The following is a 14,128-nucleotide window of genomic DNA, read 5'->3' as shown; positions in this document are numbered from 1 at the left end:
AAAAAGCCCGACCATTGAGTCGGGCTTTTTTGTGCCTGTCAGATTCTACGCTGAACCCCTGTGGGAGCGGGCTTGCTCGCGAAGGCGGCGTGTCAGGCAATGACGATGTGTCTGGCAAATCGCCTTCGTCGGAACGCCGCCCGGAGCAAGCCCGCTCCCACATGGGGTACTGCGCTATTTCTTCAGGTGTTGCTTGAGTTCTTCAGACGCCTGCAGCATCGCCGAACGCACCGCTGGCACCTGGCTCACCACGTTGAGCAAACCGTAGTCGTGGATCAAGCCGTTATAGCGAACCGCAGTGACCGGCACACCGGCCTCGTCCAGTTTGCGGGCGTAGGCTTCGCCTTCGTCGCGCAACACGTCGGCACCGGCGGTCTGCACCAGGGCAGGTGGCAGTCCTTTCAACTGGGCGGTGGTCGCGCGCAGTGGTGAGGCGTAGATCTCGTTCCGCTGATTGGCGTCGGTGGTGTAGTTGTCCCAGAACCACTTCATCATGTTTTTGGTGAGGAAGTGCCCCTCGGCAAACTGGTTGTAGGACGCGGTTTCGAAGTTGGCATCAGTCACCGGCCACAGCAGCACCTGGAACCTGATCGCCGGAGTGCCCTTGTCCTTGGCCATCAGCGCAACTACCGCCGCCATGTTGCCGCCGACACTGTTGCCGGCTACCGCCAGGCGCTGGCCATCGACGTTGATCTCTTTACCGTGCTCGGCCACCCATCGGGTTGCGGCATAAGCCTGGTTGATCGCCACCGGGTAATGCGCTTCCGGCGACGGCGTGTAGTTCACGAACACGGCCGCGGCACCCGAACCCGTCACCAGGTCACGCACCAGTCGCTCGTGGGTCGGGAAGTCCCCCAGCACCCAGCCACCGCCGTGGAAGAACATGAACACCGGCAGCTCGCCCTTGACCCCGGCCGGCCGGACGATGGTCAGGCTGATCGGTTGGCCGTCGACTTGAATGGTCTTCTGGCTGACATCGGCTTTTGGCAGCGTCAGCTTCACTCCCGCCTGCGCGCCTACCAGAACGGCGCGGGCCTCGGCGGGCGTCATTTGCTCCATCGGCTTGCCGGTGCCGGCATTCAGCACATCGAGGAATGCCTGGGTGTTGTGTTCAACCCCGGTACCTGCGAACGCGTTGCTGATGGACAGGGCGAGAAGGGTACCGGTCAAGACTTTGCTGAAAGTGTTCATGTTCGTTTCCTGTTCGGGCCTGGGTAGTCAGCGCTTAGACGGTTACGTGCAGACGCACATCGACGTTGCCACGGGTGGCGTTGGAGTACGGGCAGACCTGGTGGGCCGCATCGACCAGTGCTTGTGCGTCAGCTTGTTCAAGACCCGGCAGGCTGATGTGCAGGTCGATGTCCAGGCCGAAGCCGCCCGGGATCTGGCCGATGCCGACGTGGGCGGTGATCGAAGCGTCGTTCGGGATGCTGCGCTTGGTCTGGCTGGCCACGAATTTCAGGGCACCGATGAAGCAGGCGGAGTAGCCGGCGGCGAACAGTTGCTCAGGGTTGGTGGCTGCGCCGCCGGCACCGCCGAGTTCTTTCGGCGTGGCGAGCTTGACGTCGAGGATGTTGTCGCTGGAAACCGCACGACCGTCACGGCCACCGGTGGAAGTTGCGATTGCGGTGTAGAGAGTTTGCATGGTGAAAGCCTCGTTCAGGTTTTGTGTTATTGCGCTAAATGTTTGCGCGCTAAGTAAGTGCGATGTGAATGTACCGCGCTAATATTTAGCGCGCAAGATAAAATTTCAAAGAAATTTGAAAAAGACGAAAGGCTGTGGGGCGGTTTGGGTTGGAAGTATTGAACTAGAGCTGTCGAGGGGCAGCGGGGATTTTTTCAGGAGAGGGAGGTGAACCCGGTTTTTCAGTACTGCGCAAAACAAATGTGGGAGCGGGCTTGCTCCGGGCGGCGTTCCGACGAAGGCGGTAGATCAGTCGACTCTTGTGTTGACTCAAACACCGCCTTCGCGAGCAAGCCCGCTCCCACAGGGGGGGCTGTGCTGGCCTTGAAATTACAGGCTGTCTTGCAGGTGACGACGCAACTCCTGCAGCTCCGCTTGCAGGTTTTGCAGGCGCTCCACGGTCATCCCGCTGGCGCCGAGGATGCACTGCGGAATATCCCGCGCCTTGTCGCGCAACGCCCGGCCCTGTGCGGTCAGTTCGACGATCACCACCCGCTCATCCTCGCGGCTGCGGGTCCGGCTGAGCAGGCCTTCGGCTTCCAGGCGCTTGAGCAGCGGCGTCAACGAGCCAGGATCGGTCAGCAACCGCGTGCTGATTTCGCCTACGGTCAAACCGTCCCGTTCCCACAAGACCATCATTGCCAGGTATTGCGGGTAGGTCAGGCCCAGCGCTTGCAGCAAGGGTTTGTAGACCTTGGTCATCATCAGCGAAGTGGAATGCAGGGCGAAGCAGGCCTGATTGTCCAGCAACAGGTTGTCGCAGTTGTCCGGGGTGTTGCGCTCGGTGGTCATGTCGAAGCCTTGATCTGTGATCTGAAGAATCTAGCGGGCGAATCTTTAATGCGCCAGATAATTTTGCTCAGTGCCGTTGCAAATGGGTTTGCAACACCAGATCCCAAGGTGGAACCGGGCTGAAGCGGGTTTTCAGGTACTCCAGCAACAAGCGACTGCGGGAGTTGGGTTGCTGTTCCAGGCGCAAGGCGTAGATGCCGGCGCTTTCCGGTTTCGGCAGGCCGCTGTCGCAGAACAACGGCAGCAACTCACCGCGCAACAGGTACTCGCTGGCCAGCCAGGTCGGTAGATGCGCGATACCCAGTCCGGCCAATGCGCCGCACACCAGCGCCTCGGCATTGTTGGCGCTCATGCGGATCCGCGCCGGCCGGTGCAACTGCATTTGCCCGTCGCGCTCGAAACGCCAGGCGAAGGGCGGGGCCAGGCCATCCCAGTCGAGTCCGTCGTGTTCCATTAGCTGTGACGGCTCGGTCGGCACGCCGCGACGCTGCAAATAATCAGGGCTGGCGCAGGCGATACGCACCATGCTCGCCAGTGGCGTGGCCACCAGCCGGGTATCGGCCAATTGCCCGGCGCGCAACACCAGATCGACCTTGCCGAGGTTCAGGCCCTGCATGTCGACGAAGCTGTCGATCAAGTGCAGCTGCACATCGAGCCCGGGATAGAGCATCAGGAAGTCGGCAATTACCGGTGCCAGGTGCCGCCGCCCAAAGGCTGCCGGCGCATCGATACGAATCAGGCCTTCCGGCGCGCTGCTCAGGGACACGGCCTCGGCCCGGGCCAGGCGCAACTCGGCGACGATCCGCCGTGCGCGCTCGGCAAAGGCCAATCCCGCAGGGGTGGCGCGTACGGCATGAGTGCTGCGCAGGAACAGCTGACTGCCGACCGCGCTTTCCAGGCTGTCGATACGCCGTGCCACGGCCGAAGGGGGCAGCGGATGACGGCGCGAGGCGGCGGAAAAACTGCCGGTTTCCAGCACGTCGAGGAACAAGGCCAGTTGGTCGGTCAGTTGATTGGGGTTCATGGCAGGTTTGCGCCTGTGCGAATTTGGCACAGCCATTGTGCGTTGCTGTGCGTTTCCGTGCCAGAAGCAACTGCGTAGGATCAAAGGCCTGACAGCAACGGGGGAAAATGCTGTGATTGAGTTCTTGATGTATCTGGTGTTCGGCGCTGCGCTGGGCACGCTCGGCGGGTTGTTTGGCATCGGCGGCGGCCTGATCGCCATTCCGCTGCTGGGCGTGCTGTTCGGGCTCGATCAGCAGATAGCCCAAGGTACGGCGCTGGTGATGGTGGTGCCGAACGTGATGCTGGCGCTGTGGCGCTATCATCAGCGCAACCGGATCGAACTGCGCCACGCGTTACCGCTTGCGATCATGGGGTTCTGCTTCGCCTGGCTCGGATCGATCTGGGCGGTGGGCATTGATGCGCAAACCATGCGTATAGGTTTTGTCGCGTTTCTAATCGCACTGTCGGCGTACAACCTCGTTCGCATGTTCGCCGCCACCGCCGCGACGGCTTCGCAGATGAACTACTCATGGCCCTGGCTGGGCGTACTGGGTGCTGCATCCGGCACGATGGGCGGGTTGTTCGGCGTGGGGGGCGCTGTGGTGGCGACACCGGTGCTCACCAGTCTGTTCGGCACCAGCCAAGTGGTTGCGCAGGGGTTGTCGTTGGCGCTGGCCTTGCCGAGTACCGGGGTGACGCTGGTGACTTACGCCGCGCACCATCAGGTCAGCTGGGTGATCGGCTTACCCTTGGCGGTCGGCGGGCTGATGAGCATCAGTTGGGGCGTGAAGGTTGCCCACGCTTTGCCGGAGCGGCTGCTGCGCGGGCTGTTTTGCGGGTTCCTGGTGTTCTGTGCGGTGATGCTCGCCTTTAAAGTTTGAAGCCTTCTACGATGTGCTCGGCCAGGCACTCGGTGATGGGGGACGGGTTATGCAGGTTGCGCACGAGCATGATGCTGGCCTCGGGCAGCAGCGGCAGGTCCTCGGCCTCACCGAGGATGCGCATGTCCGCGGTGATCAGGCTTTCAAGCTGCGCCGTGACGGCCAGGCCGGCGCTGACCACCGCCATGATCGCCGACAGGCTGTCGCTGTTGTACGCCACCCGGTAATCACGCCCCCGGGCATCCAGGGCATTGCAGGCCCACAGACGGCAGAAGCAATCACTGTTGAACATCGCCAGCGGCAGCGGCGTCTGCTCGTGAGCGCTGTAGCATTGCGCTTCAGCCCAGACAAAACGTTCCTTGCGCAACAATTGACCGATTTCACTGCCCGGTTCGCGGGTGACGATGGACAGGTCCAGGTCCTGGCGCATCAACAGTTGTTTTGATGATTCGCAGTGCACTTCTATCTGAATCAGCGGGTAAGACTGGGCAAACCGGCGCAGAATCCCCGGGAGGAATCGCATCACATAATCGTCCGGCGTGCCGATGCGCACGGTGCCGACCATGTCGGGTTCACGCAAGGTGTTGAACACTTCGCTGTGCAGCTTGAGGATCCGTCGCGCATAGCCGAGCAACACCTGGCCTTCAGCCGTCAGTCGCACTTGCCGCCCGTCGCGCTGGAACAACTGACGCTGCAGCACATCTTCTTCCAGTCGTTTCATCTGCATGCTGACGGCTGACTGGGTGCGGTTGACGATTTCGCCGGCGCGAGTAAAGCCGCCCTGGTCGGCGATGGCGACAAAGGTGCGCAACACTTCGGTATCGATACTCGGGTAGGCGGACATCCATCAATCTCCGAGATATGTGACATCAGAAACATTCGTTGGATTGATCTTAGACCCGGCGCGAGACTGGAGCCATCCAAACGGAGGGCAACAAGATGAAAGGTCAACATGAGTTCCATGGTGCAGAAAAACACTCGATTCACGTGATATCCGATCTGCTGCACAAGGTCGGCCGCTGGTACGAACTGCATCGCGAGCGCGAACTGCTGGCGAGCTTGAGCGACGAAGCGCTCAAGGACATCGGCATGAGCCGTGCGGATGTGGAGAACGAGTCGATCAAACCGTTCTGGAATGACCCGATGCATAAATGATGAATGGCACGCTACACAAACCCCTTACCGGTGAGGTAGGTTGCGAGCAGACAAGGAGGCACCCATGCCCGCAACATTGTCCTTTACCCTCAAACAGGCTCGGCGTCTGGCGCTGGCCGCCCAAGGGTTCAACGGGCGGTCGCCGCCAGCGGCGATCAAGGCTGTTGCGCTCAATCGCCTGATCGAACGGCTGGGCATTCTGCAGATCGATTCGGTCAATGCATTGGTGCGTTCGCACTACCTTCCGCTGTTTTCCCGCCTCGGTAATTACTCCTCCGATTTACTCGATCAGGCGGCCTGGAGTCAGGGCCGGTGCCGTACGTTGTTCGAGTATTGGGGCCATGAAGCCTCGTTATTGCCACTTTCCATGTACCCGTTGATGCGTTGGCGCATGCAGCGTGCGAGTCGTGGCGAAGACATCTATCAGCAATTGGCGCGCTTTGGTCGTGAACAGCAAGACACCATTCGCCGGGTGCTGGCTTCGGTCGAGGAGCAGGGCGCGCTAGGCGCTGGCAGCCTGTCGACCCGTCAGGAGCGGGCCGGCCCCTGGTGGGACTGGAGCGCGGAAAAACATGCGCTGGAATGGTTGTTCGCTGCCGGTGAAGTGACCGTTGCCGGACGGCGCGGATTCGAAAGGCTCTACGATCTGCCGGAGCGGGTGATTCCCTCGGCGGTGCTTGCGCACCCAGTCCTGAGTGAAGACGAGGCCCAGCGCGGCCTGTTGCGGCATGCGGTAACGGCCTTGGGGGTCGGTACGGAGAAGGACTTGCGTGATTATTTCCGCTTGAACCTTGCGGACAGCCGCTCACGTTTGGCCGAGTTGGTCGAGGCCGGGGAGTTGCTGACCTGCGAAGTTCAGGGCTGGCGGCAACCGGCCTATTGTCTGGCCGAGCCAAAAGTGCCGCGCAAAGTCGTCGCCAGTGCATTGCTCTCGCCGTTCGATTCGCTGATCTGGGAGCGCAGCCGGACCGAGCGGCTGTTTGATTTCCGCTATCGGCTGGAGATCTACACACCGCAAGACAAGCGGGTGTACGGCTATTACGTCCTGCCGTTTTTGCACAACGAGCGGATTGCTGCGCGGGTCGATCTGCGCGCCGAACGGGCGGCGGGCCGTTTGGCAGTGCATGCGGTGCATGAAGAGGACGCGGGGCTGGATGAGGAGGGGATGCTGGCGTTGGCGGTCAATCTGCGGCAGATGGCGGATTGGCTGGGGCTGGCGCAGGTTCAGCTCAATTGCCCGCGGGCGAGTGCGGCAAGGTTGCGGGTGGCGTTCACACAAATTGACGGTGACTGAGCTGGCCTCTTCGCGAGCAAGCCCGCTCCCACAATGACTGCGCCGGTCACAAATAATGTGTACGACGCGTACCCTGTGGGAGCGGCGGTGCGGCGATCCGACTTGCCCGCGAAGGCGGACTATCAGGCAGCAAAAAGGTTAATGACTCACCGCCGAACCTGCTTCAGTGTCTCAGCAATCAAAAACGCCAGCTCCAGCGACTGATCGGCATTCATCCGTGGGTCGCAATGGGTGTGGTAGCGATCCGACAAGCCATCCTCGGTGATCGGCCGCGCACCACCGATGCACTCGGTCACGTTCTGCCCGGTCATTTCGATGTGGATACCACCGGCATAACTGCCTTCGGCTTCGTGCACCTGGAAGAACTGCTTCACCTCGCCAAGGATTTGCGCAAAGTCGCGGGTCTTGTAGCCGCTGCTGGCCTTGATGGTGTTGCCGTGCATCGGGTCGGAACTCCACAGCACCTGTTTGCCTTCACGCTGCACGGCGCGGATCAGCTGCGGCAAGTGATCGCCGACCTTGTTCGCGCCCATCCGTGCGATCAGGTTCAGGCGACCCGGATCGTTCTGCGGGTTGAGCACGTCGATCAAGCGAATCAGGTCGTCGGGGTTCATGCTCGGGCCGACCTTGACCCCTATCGGGTTGTTCACCCCGCGCAGGAATTCGACGTGGGCGCCGTCGAGCTGGCGGGTGCGGTCGCCGATCCACAGCATGTGGGCCGAGCAGTCGTAGTAGTCGTTGGTCAGGCTGTCGCGACGCACGAAGGCTTCTTCGTAGTTCAGCAGCAGCGCTTCGTGGGCGGTGAAGAAACTGGTTTCGCGCAACTGCGGCGAACTGTCCATGCCGCAGGCACGCATGAACGCCAGGGTTTCATCGATACGGTCGGCCAGGTGACTGTACTTTTCCGCCAGTGCCGAGTTGGCAATGAAGTCCAGGTTCCACTTGTGCACCTGATGCAGATCGGCAAACCCGCCCTGGGCGAACGCGCGCAACAGGTTCAGGGTGGCGGTGGACTGGTGGTAGGACTGCAGCAGGCGTTCCGGGTCTGGCACGCGGCTTTTTTCGTCGAAACCGATGCCGTTGACGATGTCGCCACGGTAGGCGGGCAGGGTCACGCCATCGATGGTTTCGTCATTGGCCGAACGCGGTTTGGCGAACTGCCCGGCCATGCGCCCGACCTTGACCACCGGGCAGCCGGCGGCAAAGGTCATCACGATCGCCATCTGCAACAACACCTTGAAGGTGTCGCGGATTTTCGCCGCGGAGAATTCGGCGAAGCTTTCGGCGCAGTCGCCACCTTGCAACAGAAACGCTCGGCCCTGGGTCACCTCGGCAAACTGACGGCGCAACTCCCGGGCTTCGCCGGCAAACACCAGCGGCGGATAGCTGGCCAGGGTCTGCTCGACCTGCTGCAGATGCGCGGCATCGGGGTATCGGGGTTGTTGCTGGATCGGCAGGGCGCGCCAGCTGTCAGGGCTCCAGGGTTGGCTCATCACGGTCTCTAGTGTTTTCGCTCGGACGTCCATGTTATCAGCAAATTAGTGCGTGACCTGTTCCCGTCGCTTCGCCGACAATCTCGCCTTTGCCGCTCTCTACACGCGGTGTTATTGCGTTGCCGGCCCCGGTGACGATCAGGAGATGAAATGACTGAGGAGCGCGTCGAGCATCTGCTCGCCGAGGTACAGGACGAGTTCGGCGTGATTCGTGTGCTGGAAGTGGCCGATTACCGTTTTCTCGAGTTCGGTGATGCCATCGAGCAAAGCTGCGTGTTCACGGCCGATCCGAGCTGGCTCGAGTACGACTACACCCGGGCGATGCTGATCGGCGCGCTGTGCCACGAGCAACCGGAAAGTGCGCTGTTTCTCGGCCTCGGCGCCGGGACGCTGACCCAGGCCTGCCTCAAGTTCCTGCCGCTGGAAGATGTCGAAGCCATCGAACTACGCCCGGATGTGCCGCGCCTGGCCATCGAGTACCTGGGGCTGGATGATGATCCGCGCCTGTACATCCGCGTTGGCGATGCGCTGGAGCTGCTGGACACCGCCGAATCGGCGGACCTGATTTTCGTCGACCTTTATACCGACGTCGGTCCGGGTGTCGGGCATCTGGCCTGGAGCTTTCTGGAAAACTGCCAGAAGCGATTGAATCCGGGCGGCTGGCTGGTCATCAATCAGTGGGCTACCGATGATGGCAAACCCTTGGGCGCCGCCTTGTTGCGCGGTTTGTACCACCGACATTACTGGGAGCTGCCGGTGAAGGAGGGTAACGTGATTCTGATCGTGCCGTCGGAGCTGGACCAGGAACTGGACATGGACGGCCTGATCGCCCGCGCCGAAGCGCTGGCGCCGCGGTTGGGGTATTCGTTGCAGTCGTTGATCAAGTGCATTCGCCCGGCTACCTGATTAATTGATTGTCTGGACTGGCCCCTTCGCGGGCAAGCCCGCTCCCACAGTAGATCTTCGGAGCTCACCGGACCCTGTGGGAGCGGGCTTGCCCGCGAAAGGGCCATCAAAGCCAGTATAAAAATCAAAGCCCTTTGAAGACCCCAGGCCGCCGCTCCACCATCGACCGCACACCTTCCTTGACGTCCTCGCTGGCCATCAACTTCTTGACCAGCAGCGGCAACGCCTTTGCCGCCGCGGTTTCCCCTTCATACCGGGCCTGTCGAGCAGACATCAGCGTCGCCTGCACCCCAAGCGGTGCCTGCCGGGCGATCCGTTCGGCCAGTTCAAACGCCCGGGGCAGCAAGTCCTCACTGGCCATGACCTCCTGCACCAGACCCAGGTGCAAGGCATCACGGGCGTCGAATTCATCACCGGTCAATAACCAGCGCATGGCATTTCCCCAGCCGGAGACTTGATGCAGACGCAGGGTGGCGCCGCCGAACGGGAAGAGCCCGCGTTGCACTTCCATCTGCGCGAATCGGGTGTTGCTGGCGCACAGGTTGATGTCGGCGGCCAGCATCAATTCGATGCCGATGGTCAGGCAATAGCCTTGGGCGGCGACAATTACCGGTTTGCTGACCCGGGGACCTGCGAACACCCCCCACGGATCACAGCCGCCGGGCGGAACCTGCCAGCCGTCTGCGAGCGTGGTGCTGGCATTGACCAGGTCGAGCCCGGCGGTGAAGTGCTCGCCATGAGCGAACACCACCGCCACCCGCGCCTCGCTGTCGGCTTCGAACTCGCCATAGGCCAGGCTCAATGCGTTGAGCAGGTCGAGATCGAAGGCATTGCGCTTGGCTACCCGATCCAGACCGATCATGAACACATGACCATGCCGTTCGCGGCTGACTCGACTGGAGCTGGGCTGATTCATGGAGTGATCCTCGGGGTGGGAAAGGCGTGCCAGACCGGCGGTCTGCACGGCAATGGGTGAACCGTTTTAGCGCCATCACCCGCAAGGCTGGGCCTTTGAAAAGTAGACGGCTGATCGATTATTCGCAAAGCCTGTGACACAACGGTGTATCCGGTGAATTTCCGATAAAAAAAGCTCCCTTTTTGGGCAAATTCCGGTATAGTGCGCGCCGGCCTTTAGCCGGGCCGCGTTTAGGTAGAGCAATTCCCCGAAGTCAGCTTCGGCTGCACGTCCGTACTGCGGACTCTTCCTTGACGATTCTTTTCATTCATTCGTTTTCGCAAATCCCCGCCGACAAAGCTGCCAGGGCGACTCTTGAGTCTCAACACGGCACGCGCAGCTTTGGAGCATGGGTCTTTGCGGATGCACTTAGAGGCAGACCCATGACCCAGGAAACCGGCGGCTTCGCCGCTTTTAATCTTAATCCGAATATTCTTGCAGCCGTCACCGCGACTGGCTACGAAGAGCCATCGGCTATTCAGCAGCAATCGATCCCGATCATCATGGCCGGTCACGACATGATTGGTCAGGCGCAAACCGGTACGGGTAAAACCGCTGCGTTCGCCCTGCCGATCCTGCATCGCATCGATCCTGCAAAGCGCGAACCGCAAGCCCTGATCCTGGCGCCAACTCGTGAGTTGGCGCTACAAGTTGCAACCGCTTTCGAAACCTACGCCAAGCAAATGCCGGGCGTAACTGTTGTGGCTGTCTACGGCGGCGCGCCGATGGGCCCACAGCTGAAAGCAATCCGTAATGGCGCACAGATCGTTGTCGCCACTCCGGGCCGTCTGTGCGACCACCTGCGTCGCGACGAAAAAGTACTGGCGACCGTGAACCACCTGGTTCTAGACGAAGCCGACGAAATGCTCAAACTGGGCTTCATGGACGACCTGGAAGTTATCTTCAAGGCCCTGCCTGTCACCCGTCAGACCGTATTGTTCTCGGCCACCCTGCCGCAGTCGATCCGTGCCATTGCTGAACGCCACCTGCGCGATCCGCAACACGTGAAGATCCAGACCAAGACCCAGACCGTTACCGCGATCGAACAGGCTCACCTGTTGGTTCACGCTGACCAGAAGACTTCGGCCGTTCTCAGCTTGCTGGAAGTGGAAGATTTCGACGCCCTGATCATGTTCGTGCGCACCAAGCAAGCGACCCTGGACCTGGCCAGTGCCCTGGAAGCCAAAGGCTACAAAGCCGCTGCGCTGAACGGTGACATCGCCCAGAACCAGCGTGAGCGCGTGATCGACTCCCTCAAGGATGGCCGTCTGGACATCGTTGTGGCGACCGACGTTGCTGCTCGTGGCCTGGACGTTCCGCGCATCACTCACGTGTTCAACGTTGACATGCCGTACGATCCAGAGTCCTACGTTCACCGTATCGGCCGTACCGGCCGTGCCGGTCGCGAAGGTCGTGCACTGCTGCTGGTGACTCCGCGTGAGCGCCGCATGCTGCAAGTGATCGAGCGTGTAACCGGTCAGAAGGTTGCTGAAGTTCGCCTGCCGGACGCTCAAGCCGTTCTGGATGCGCGCATCAAGAAACTGACCAACAGCCTGTCGCCGCTGGTTGCTGATGCCGAATCGACTCATGGCGATCTGCTGGATCGTCTGACCGCCGACATCGGTTGCACCCCGCGTGCCCTGGCCGCTGCTCTGCTGCGCAAGGCTACCAACGCTCAAGCGCTGACCCTGGCCGCTATCGAGAAAGAACGTCCACTGGTGCCGAACAATGCACCGCGTGGCGATCGTCCAGAGCGTTCCGGTGATCGTCCTGAGCGTGGCGACCGCGAGCGTCGTGCTCCGATGCCACTGGGCGAAGGCCGTGCACGTTGCCGTACCGCGCTGGGCGCGCGTGACGGTATCGCTGCCAAGAACCTGCTGGGCGCCATCCTCAACGAAGGTGGTCTGGCGCGTGAAGCGATCGGTCGCATCCAGGTACGTGACAGCTTCAGCCTCGTCGAGCTGCCGGAAGATGGTCTTGAGAAGTTGCTGACCAAGCTGAAGGACACTCGCGTTGCCGGTAAGCAGTTGAAGCTGCGTCGCTACCGCGAAGATTGATCCGCTCTCGGGCTGATTGATCGAACATGAAAAATCCCCGACTGGTTCGGGGATTTTTTTTGCCTGCTGTTTTGTGGCCGGCGATTGATTTGTGTCGCCGCCCTTCGCGAGCAAGCCCGCTCCCACAGGCGACCGCGTTACTTCAGAAGGAATGCGATCAAATGTGGGAGCGGGCTTGCTCCGGGCGGCGTTCCGACGAAGGCCGCGACGCGGCCTGTCTGTCAGCCGAAGCGGTAAATGTCCATGCCCAGTGCACCCATGGTGAACCCTTGGTGAGCAACGCTGAACTGCCCCCCGGCAGCGCGGGCAAAGTACAACGGCAACAAGTGCTCATCACTCGGATGATTGCGTACAGCGTTTGGCGCCTGCGCACGATAGTCATGCAGCGCGGCTTCATCGTTCGCTGCGAGTTTCTCGATCATCCAGTCGCGAAATGCCCGGGCCCAGGGCTCAACGCTCTCGGGGCCGGCATGCCAGTCCAGTTCCCGCAGGTTGTGAGTGATGCTGCCGGAGCCGATCAGCAGGACGCCATGTTCGCGCAGGCTGGCCAGCGCGTGGCCAACACGGGTCTGCAGGGCGGGGCCGCCACGGGTGGGCAGCGAAACCTGGACAATCGGGATGTCTGCTTGCGGGTACATCAGCGATAAAGGCACCCAGACGCCATGGTCGAAAGGCCGGTTGCTGTCGATACGTGCAGCAAAGCCAGCGGATTTCAATAACTCGGCAACCTCTGCGGCGAGTGATGGGTCGCCGGGGGCTGGGTACTGGACTTCGAACAGGGCTTTGGGAAAACCACCAAAGTCGTGCCAGGTTTCCGGTTGTCGATTGCCGCTGACCAGCAGCTCATTGCTTTCCCAGTGCGCGGAAACAATCACAATGGCTTTGGGCTTCGGTATCTCGGCGGCCAGGCGGGCGAGCGCCGGCCCGCTGGCACCGGGTTCCAGGGCGAGCATGGGGGAGCCGTGGGATATGTACAGACTGGGGAACATGAACGAGCTCCTGAGAGTTAAGATGCAACATCTTCAGTCAGATCATTAATCTAAATCTAATATAAGTTTTAGGGTGTTTTGATCGAATTTTCGGGGTTATTTATGCAGCCGGAGTTTTGGCACAAGAAATGGGCGGCGAACCAGATCGGCTTTCACCTGCCGCAGGTGAACCCTCATCTGAAGCGGTTCTGGCCAGCGTTAAGTCTTGAAGAAGGCGCACGCGTGTTGGTGCCGTTATGTGGAAAAAGCCTGGATTTGCTATGGCTCTCCCATCAAGGTCATGAGGTCCTGGGAGTCGAACTGTCGGAAAAAGCCGTCGAGGAGTTTTTCAGCGAACATGGCTTTGATCCGGCCGTCAGCGAGCAGGGGCCGTTCAAGGTTTATCGGGCAGGTTCCATTGAACTGTGGTGCGGCGATTTCTTCGAGCTTACGGCAGGCGATGTTGCCGATTGCTCCGCACTTTATGATCGCGCGGCGTTGATCGCGTTGCCGACGGAAATGCGAGAGCGCTACGCCGCCCATTTGAAGAGGATTCTGCCGAAGGAGTCCCTTGGCCTGTTGATTACCCTGGACTATGACCAGGCGCAAATGCCCGGCCCGCCGTTTGCTGTGCTCGATGATGAGGTGCGGCGGTTGTTCGGGGACTCGTGGGCGCTGAAGATCATGGAAGATCAGGATGTGTTGAGCGAGAGCGGGAAGTTTCTGGAGGCAGGTGTCACGCGGCTGGAGGAGCGGGTGTATCGGGTTTCCAGTCGGTAGGAACGGTTAGCTGCACTGGCCCCTTCGCGAGCAAGTCGAATCGTCGCACCGCCGCTCCCACATTTGACCGCGATCCCTTGTGGGAGCGGGCTTGCCCGCGAAGAGGCCCTGAAAAGCACTGAAGCTTTTTGATCAGACAAAAAAGGCCCGCATCGCTG

At 60.9% G+C, this 14,128-nt stretch carries 14 protein-coding genes; 6 read left to right on the top strand and 8 right to left on the bottom strand.

The window, feature by feature from the left end; genetic code table 11:
- Positions 1-174 precede the first annotated feature (174 nt).
- From AC3IT6_RS20975 to AC3IT6_RS20960, 4 genes are all read right to left on the bottom strand, one after another.
- The gene (locus AC3IT6_RS20975) at positions 175-1,191 is read right to left on the bottom strand and encodes an alpha/beta hydrolase (protein ID WP_489352482.1); all 1,017 of its coding nucleotides are present in this window, start codon (positions 1,189-1,191) and stop codon (positions 175-177) included.
- Between the two features lie 34 nt (positions 1,192-1,225).
- Complete coding sequence (locus tag AC3IT6_RS20970; protein ID WP_046031808.1) at positions 1,226-1,645, bottom strand: organic hydroperoxide resistance protein; 420 nt, start codon at positions 1,643-1,645, stop codon at positions 1,226-1,228.
- Positions 1,646-2,014: 369 nt separating this feature from the next.
- Positions 2,015-2,476, bottom strand: coding sequence for a MarR family winged helix-turn-helix transcriptional regulator (locus AC3IT6_RS20965; RefSeq protein WP_489352480.1), 462 nt, complete (start codon positions 2,474-2,476; stop codon positions 2,015-2,017).
- A gap of 67 nt (positions 2,477-2,543) precedes the next feature.
- Positions 2,544-3,500, bottom strand: a complete 957-nt coding sequence (locus tag AC3IT6_RS20960) for a LysR family transcriptional regulator (protein WP_489352478.1) — start codon at positions 3,498-3,500, stop codon at positions 2,544-2,546.
- Between the two features lie 127 nt (positions 3,501-3,627).
- Here AC3IT6_RS20960 and AC3IT6_RS20955 point away from each other — a divergent pair, with 127 nt between their 5' ends.
- The gene (locus tag AC3IT6_RS20955) at positions 3,628-4,362 is read left to right on the top strand and encodes a sulfite exporter TauE/SafE family protein (RefSeq protein WP_489356637.1); all 735 of its coding nucleotides are present in this window, start codon (positions 3,628-3,630) and stop codon (positions 4,360-4,362) included.
- Here the strand turns inward: AC3IT6_RS20955 and AC3IT6_RS20950 are convergent.
- Entirely contained in the window at positions 4,352-5,206 is an 855-nt protein-coding gene (locus AC3IT6_RS20950; RefSeq protein WP_150726292.1) for a LysR substrate-binding domain-containing protein, read from the bottom strand. The genes AC3IT6_RS20955 and AC3IT6_RS20950 overlap by 11 nt on opposite strands.
- A gap of 95 nt (positions 5,207-5,301) precedes the next feature.
- Between AC3IT6_RS20950 and AC3IT6_RS20945 the strand changes: the two genes are divergently transcribed.
- Both AC3IT6_RS20945 and AC3IT6_RS20940 read left to right on the top strand, forming a co-directional pair.
- Positions 5,302-5,517 (top strand): DUF1127 domain-containing protein, encoded by a 216-nt coding sequence (locus tag AC3IT6_RS20945; RefSeq protein WP_007983517.1) that lies wholly within the window; start codon positions 5,302-5,304, stop codon positions 5,515-5,517.
- Between the two features lie 64 nt (positions 5,518-5,581).
- On the top strand, positions 5,582-6,811 hold the full coding sequence (locus AC3IT6_RS20940; RefSeq protein ID WP_489352476.1) for a winged helix-turn-helix domain-containing protein: 1,230 nt from the start codon (positions 5,582-5,584) through the stop codon (positions 6,809-6,811).
- 146 nt (positions 6,812-6,957) lie between these two features.
- On the opposite strand, the gene AC3IT6_RS20935 is transcribed toward AC3IT6_RS20940, so the two are convergent.
- Positions 6,958-8,304, bottom strand: coding sequence for a class II 3-deoxy-7-phosphoheptulonate synthase (locus tag AC3IT6_RS20935; RefSeq protein WP_150759484.1), 1,347 nt, complete (start codon positions 8,302-8,304; stop codon positions 6,958-6,960).
- Positions 8,305-8,454: 150 nt separating this feature from the next.
- Here AC3IT6_RS20935 and AC3IT6_RS20930 point away from each other — a divergent pair, with 150 nt between their 5' ends.
- Positions 8,455-9,210, top strand: a complete 756-nt coding sequence (locus AC3IT6_RS20930) for a spermidine synthase (RefSeq protein ID WP_150726295.1) — start codon at positions 8,455-8,457, stop codon at positions 9,208-9,210.
- A gap of 124 nt (positions 9,211-9,334) precedes the next feature.
- Here the strand turns inward: AC3IT6_RS20930 and AC3IT6_RS20925 are convergent, their stop codons facing one another.
- A complete protein-coding gene (locus AC3IT6_RS20925; RefSeq protein ID WP_489352473.1) occupies positions 9,335-10,126 on the bottom strand; it encodes a crotonase/enoyl-CoA hydratase family protein in 792 nt (263 codons plus the stop codon).
- Between the two features lie 422 nt (positions 10,127-10,548).
- On the opposite strand from AC3IT6_RS20925, the gene AC3IT6_RS20920 reads away from it, so the two are divergent.
- Complete coding sequence (locus AC3IT6_RS20920) at positions 10,549-12,222, top strand: DEAD/DEAH box helicase (RefSeq protein WP_150726297.1); 1,674 nt, start codon at positions 10,549-10,551, stop codon at positions 12,220-12,222.
- Positions 12,223-12,443: 221 nt separating this feature from the next.
- Here AC3IT6_RS20920 and AC3IT6_RS20915 read toward each other — a convergent pair whose 3' ends face one another.
- Positions 12,444-13,211, bottom strand: a complete 768-nt coding sequence (locus tag AC3IT6_RS20915) for a DODA-type extradiol aromatic ring-opening family dioxygenase (RefSeq protein ID WP_489352471.1) — start codon at positions 13,209-13,211, stop codon at positions 12,444-12,446.
- A 102-nt stretch (positions 13,212-13,313) separates the two neighbouring features.
- Between AC3IT6_RS20915 and AC3IT6_RS20910 the strand changes: the two genes are divergently transcribed.
- Positions 13,314-13,970 (top strand): thiopurine S-methyltransferase, encoded by a 657-nt coding sequence (locus AC3IT6_RS20910; RefSeq protein ID WP_489352469.1) that lies wholly within the window; start codon positions 13,314-13,316, stop codon positions 13,968-13,970.
- Positions 13,971-14,128: the final 158 nt, after the last annotated feature.

Source organism: Pseudomonas sp. KH_017, from assembly GCF_057840285.1.
This window is presented reverse-complemented; position numbering and strand designations above follow the sequence as displayed.

Coding starts and splice junctions, on each gene's coding strand:
- AC3IT6_RS20965 (WP_489352480.1), bottom strand. CDS start 2,476: ATGACCACCGAGCGCAACACCCCGGACAACTGCGACAACCTGTTGCTG.
- AC3IT6_RS20945 (WP_007983517.1), top strand. CDS start 5,302: ATGAAAGGTCAACATGAGTTCCATGGTGCAGAAAAACACTCGATTCAC.
- AC3IT6_RS20970 (WP_046031808.1), bottom strand. CDS start 1,645: ATGCAAACTCTCTACACCGCAATCGCAACTTCCACCGGTGGCCGTGAC.
- AC3IT6_RS20915 (WP_489352471.1), bottom strand. CDS start 13,211: ATGTTCCCCAGTCTGTACATATCCCACGGCTCCCCCATGCTCGCCCTG.
- AC3IT6_RS20955 (WP_489356637.1), top strand. CDS start 3,628: ATGTATCTGGTGTTCGGCGCTGCGCTGGGCACGCTCGGCGGGTTGTTT.
- AC3IT6_RS20935 (WP_150759484.1), bottom strand. CDS start 8,304: ATGAGCCAACCCTGGAGCCCTGACAGCTGGCGCGCCCTGCCGATCCAG.
- AC3IT6_RS20920 (WP_150726297.1), top strand. CDS start 10,549: ATGACCCAGGAAACCGGCGGCTTCGCCGCTTTTAATCTTAATCCGAAT.
- AC3IT6_RS20940 (WP_489352476.1), top strand. CDS start 5,582: ATGCCCGCAACATTGTCCTTTACCCTCAAACAGGCTCGGCGTCTGGCG.
- AC3IT6_RS20930 (WP_150726295.1), top strand. CDS start 8,455: ATGACTGAGGAGCGCGTCGAGCATCTGCTCGCCGAGGTACAGGACGAG.
- AC3IT6_RS20950 (WP_150726292.1), bottom strand. CDS start 5,206: ATGTCCGCCTACCCGAGTATCGATACCGAAGTGTTGCGCACCTTTGTC.
- AC3IT6_RS20925 (WP_489352473.1), bottom strand. CDS start 10,126: ATGAATCAGCCCAGCTCCAGTCGAGTCAGCCGCGAACGGCATGGTCAT.
- AC3IT6_RS20975 (WP_489352482.1), bottom strand. CDS start 1,191: ATGAACACTTTCAGCAAAGTCTTGACCGGTACCCTTCTCGCCCTGTCC.
- AC3IT6_RS20910 (WP_489352469.1), top strand. CDS start 13,314: ATGCAGCCGGAGTTTTGGCACAAGAAATGGGCGGCGAACCAGATCGGC.
- AC3IT6_RS20960 (WP_489352478.1), bottom strand. CDS start 3,500: ATGAACCCCAATCAACTGACCGACCAACTGGCCTTGTTCCTCGACGTG.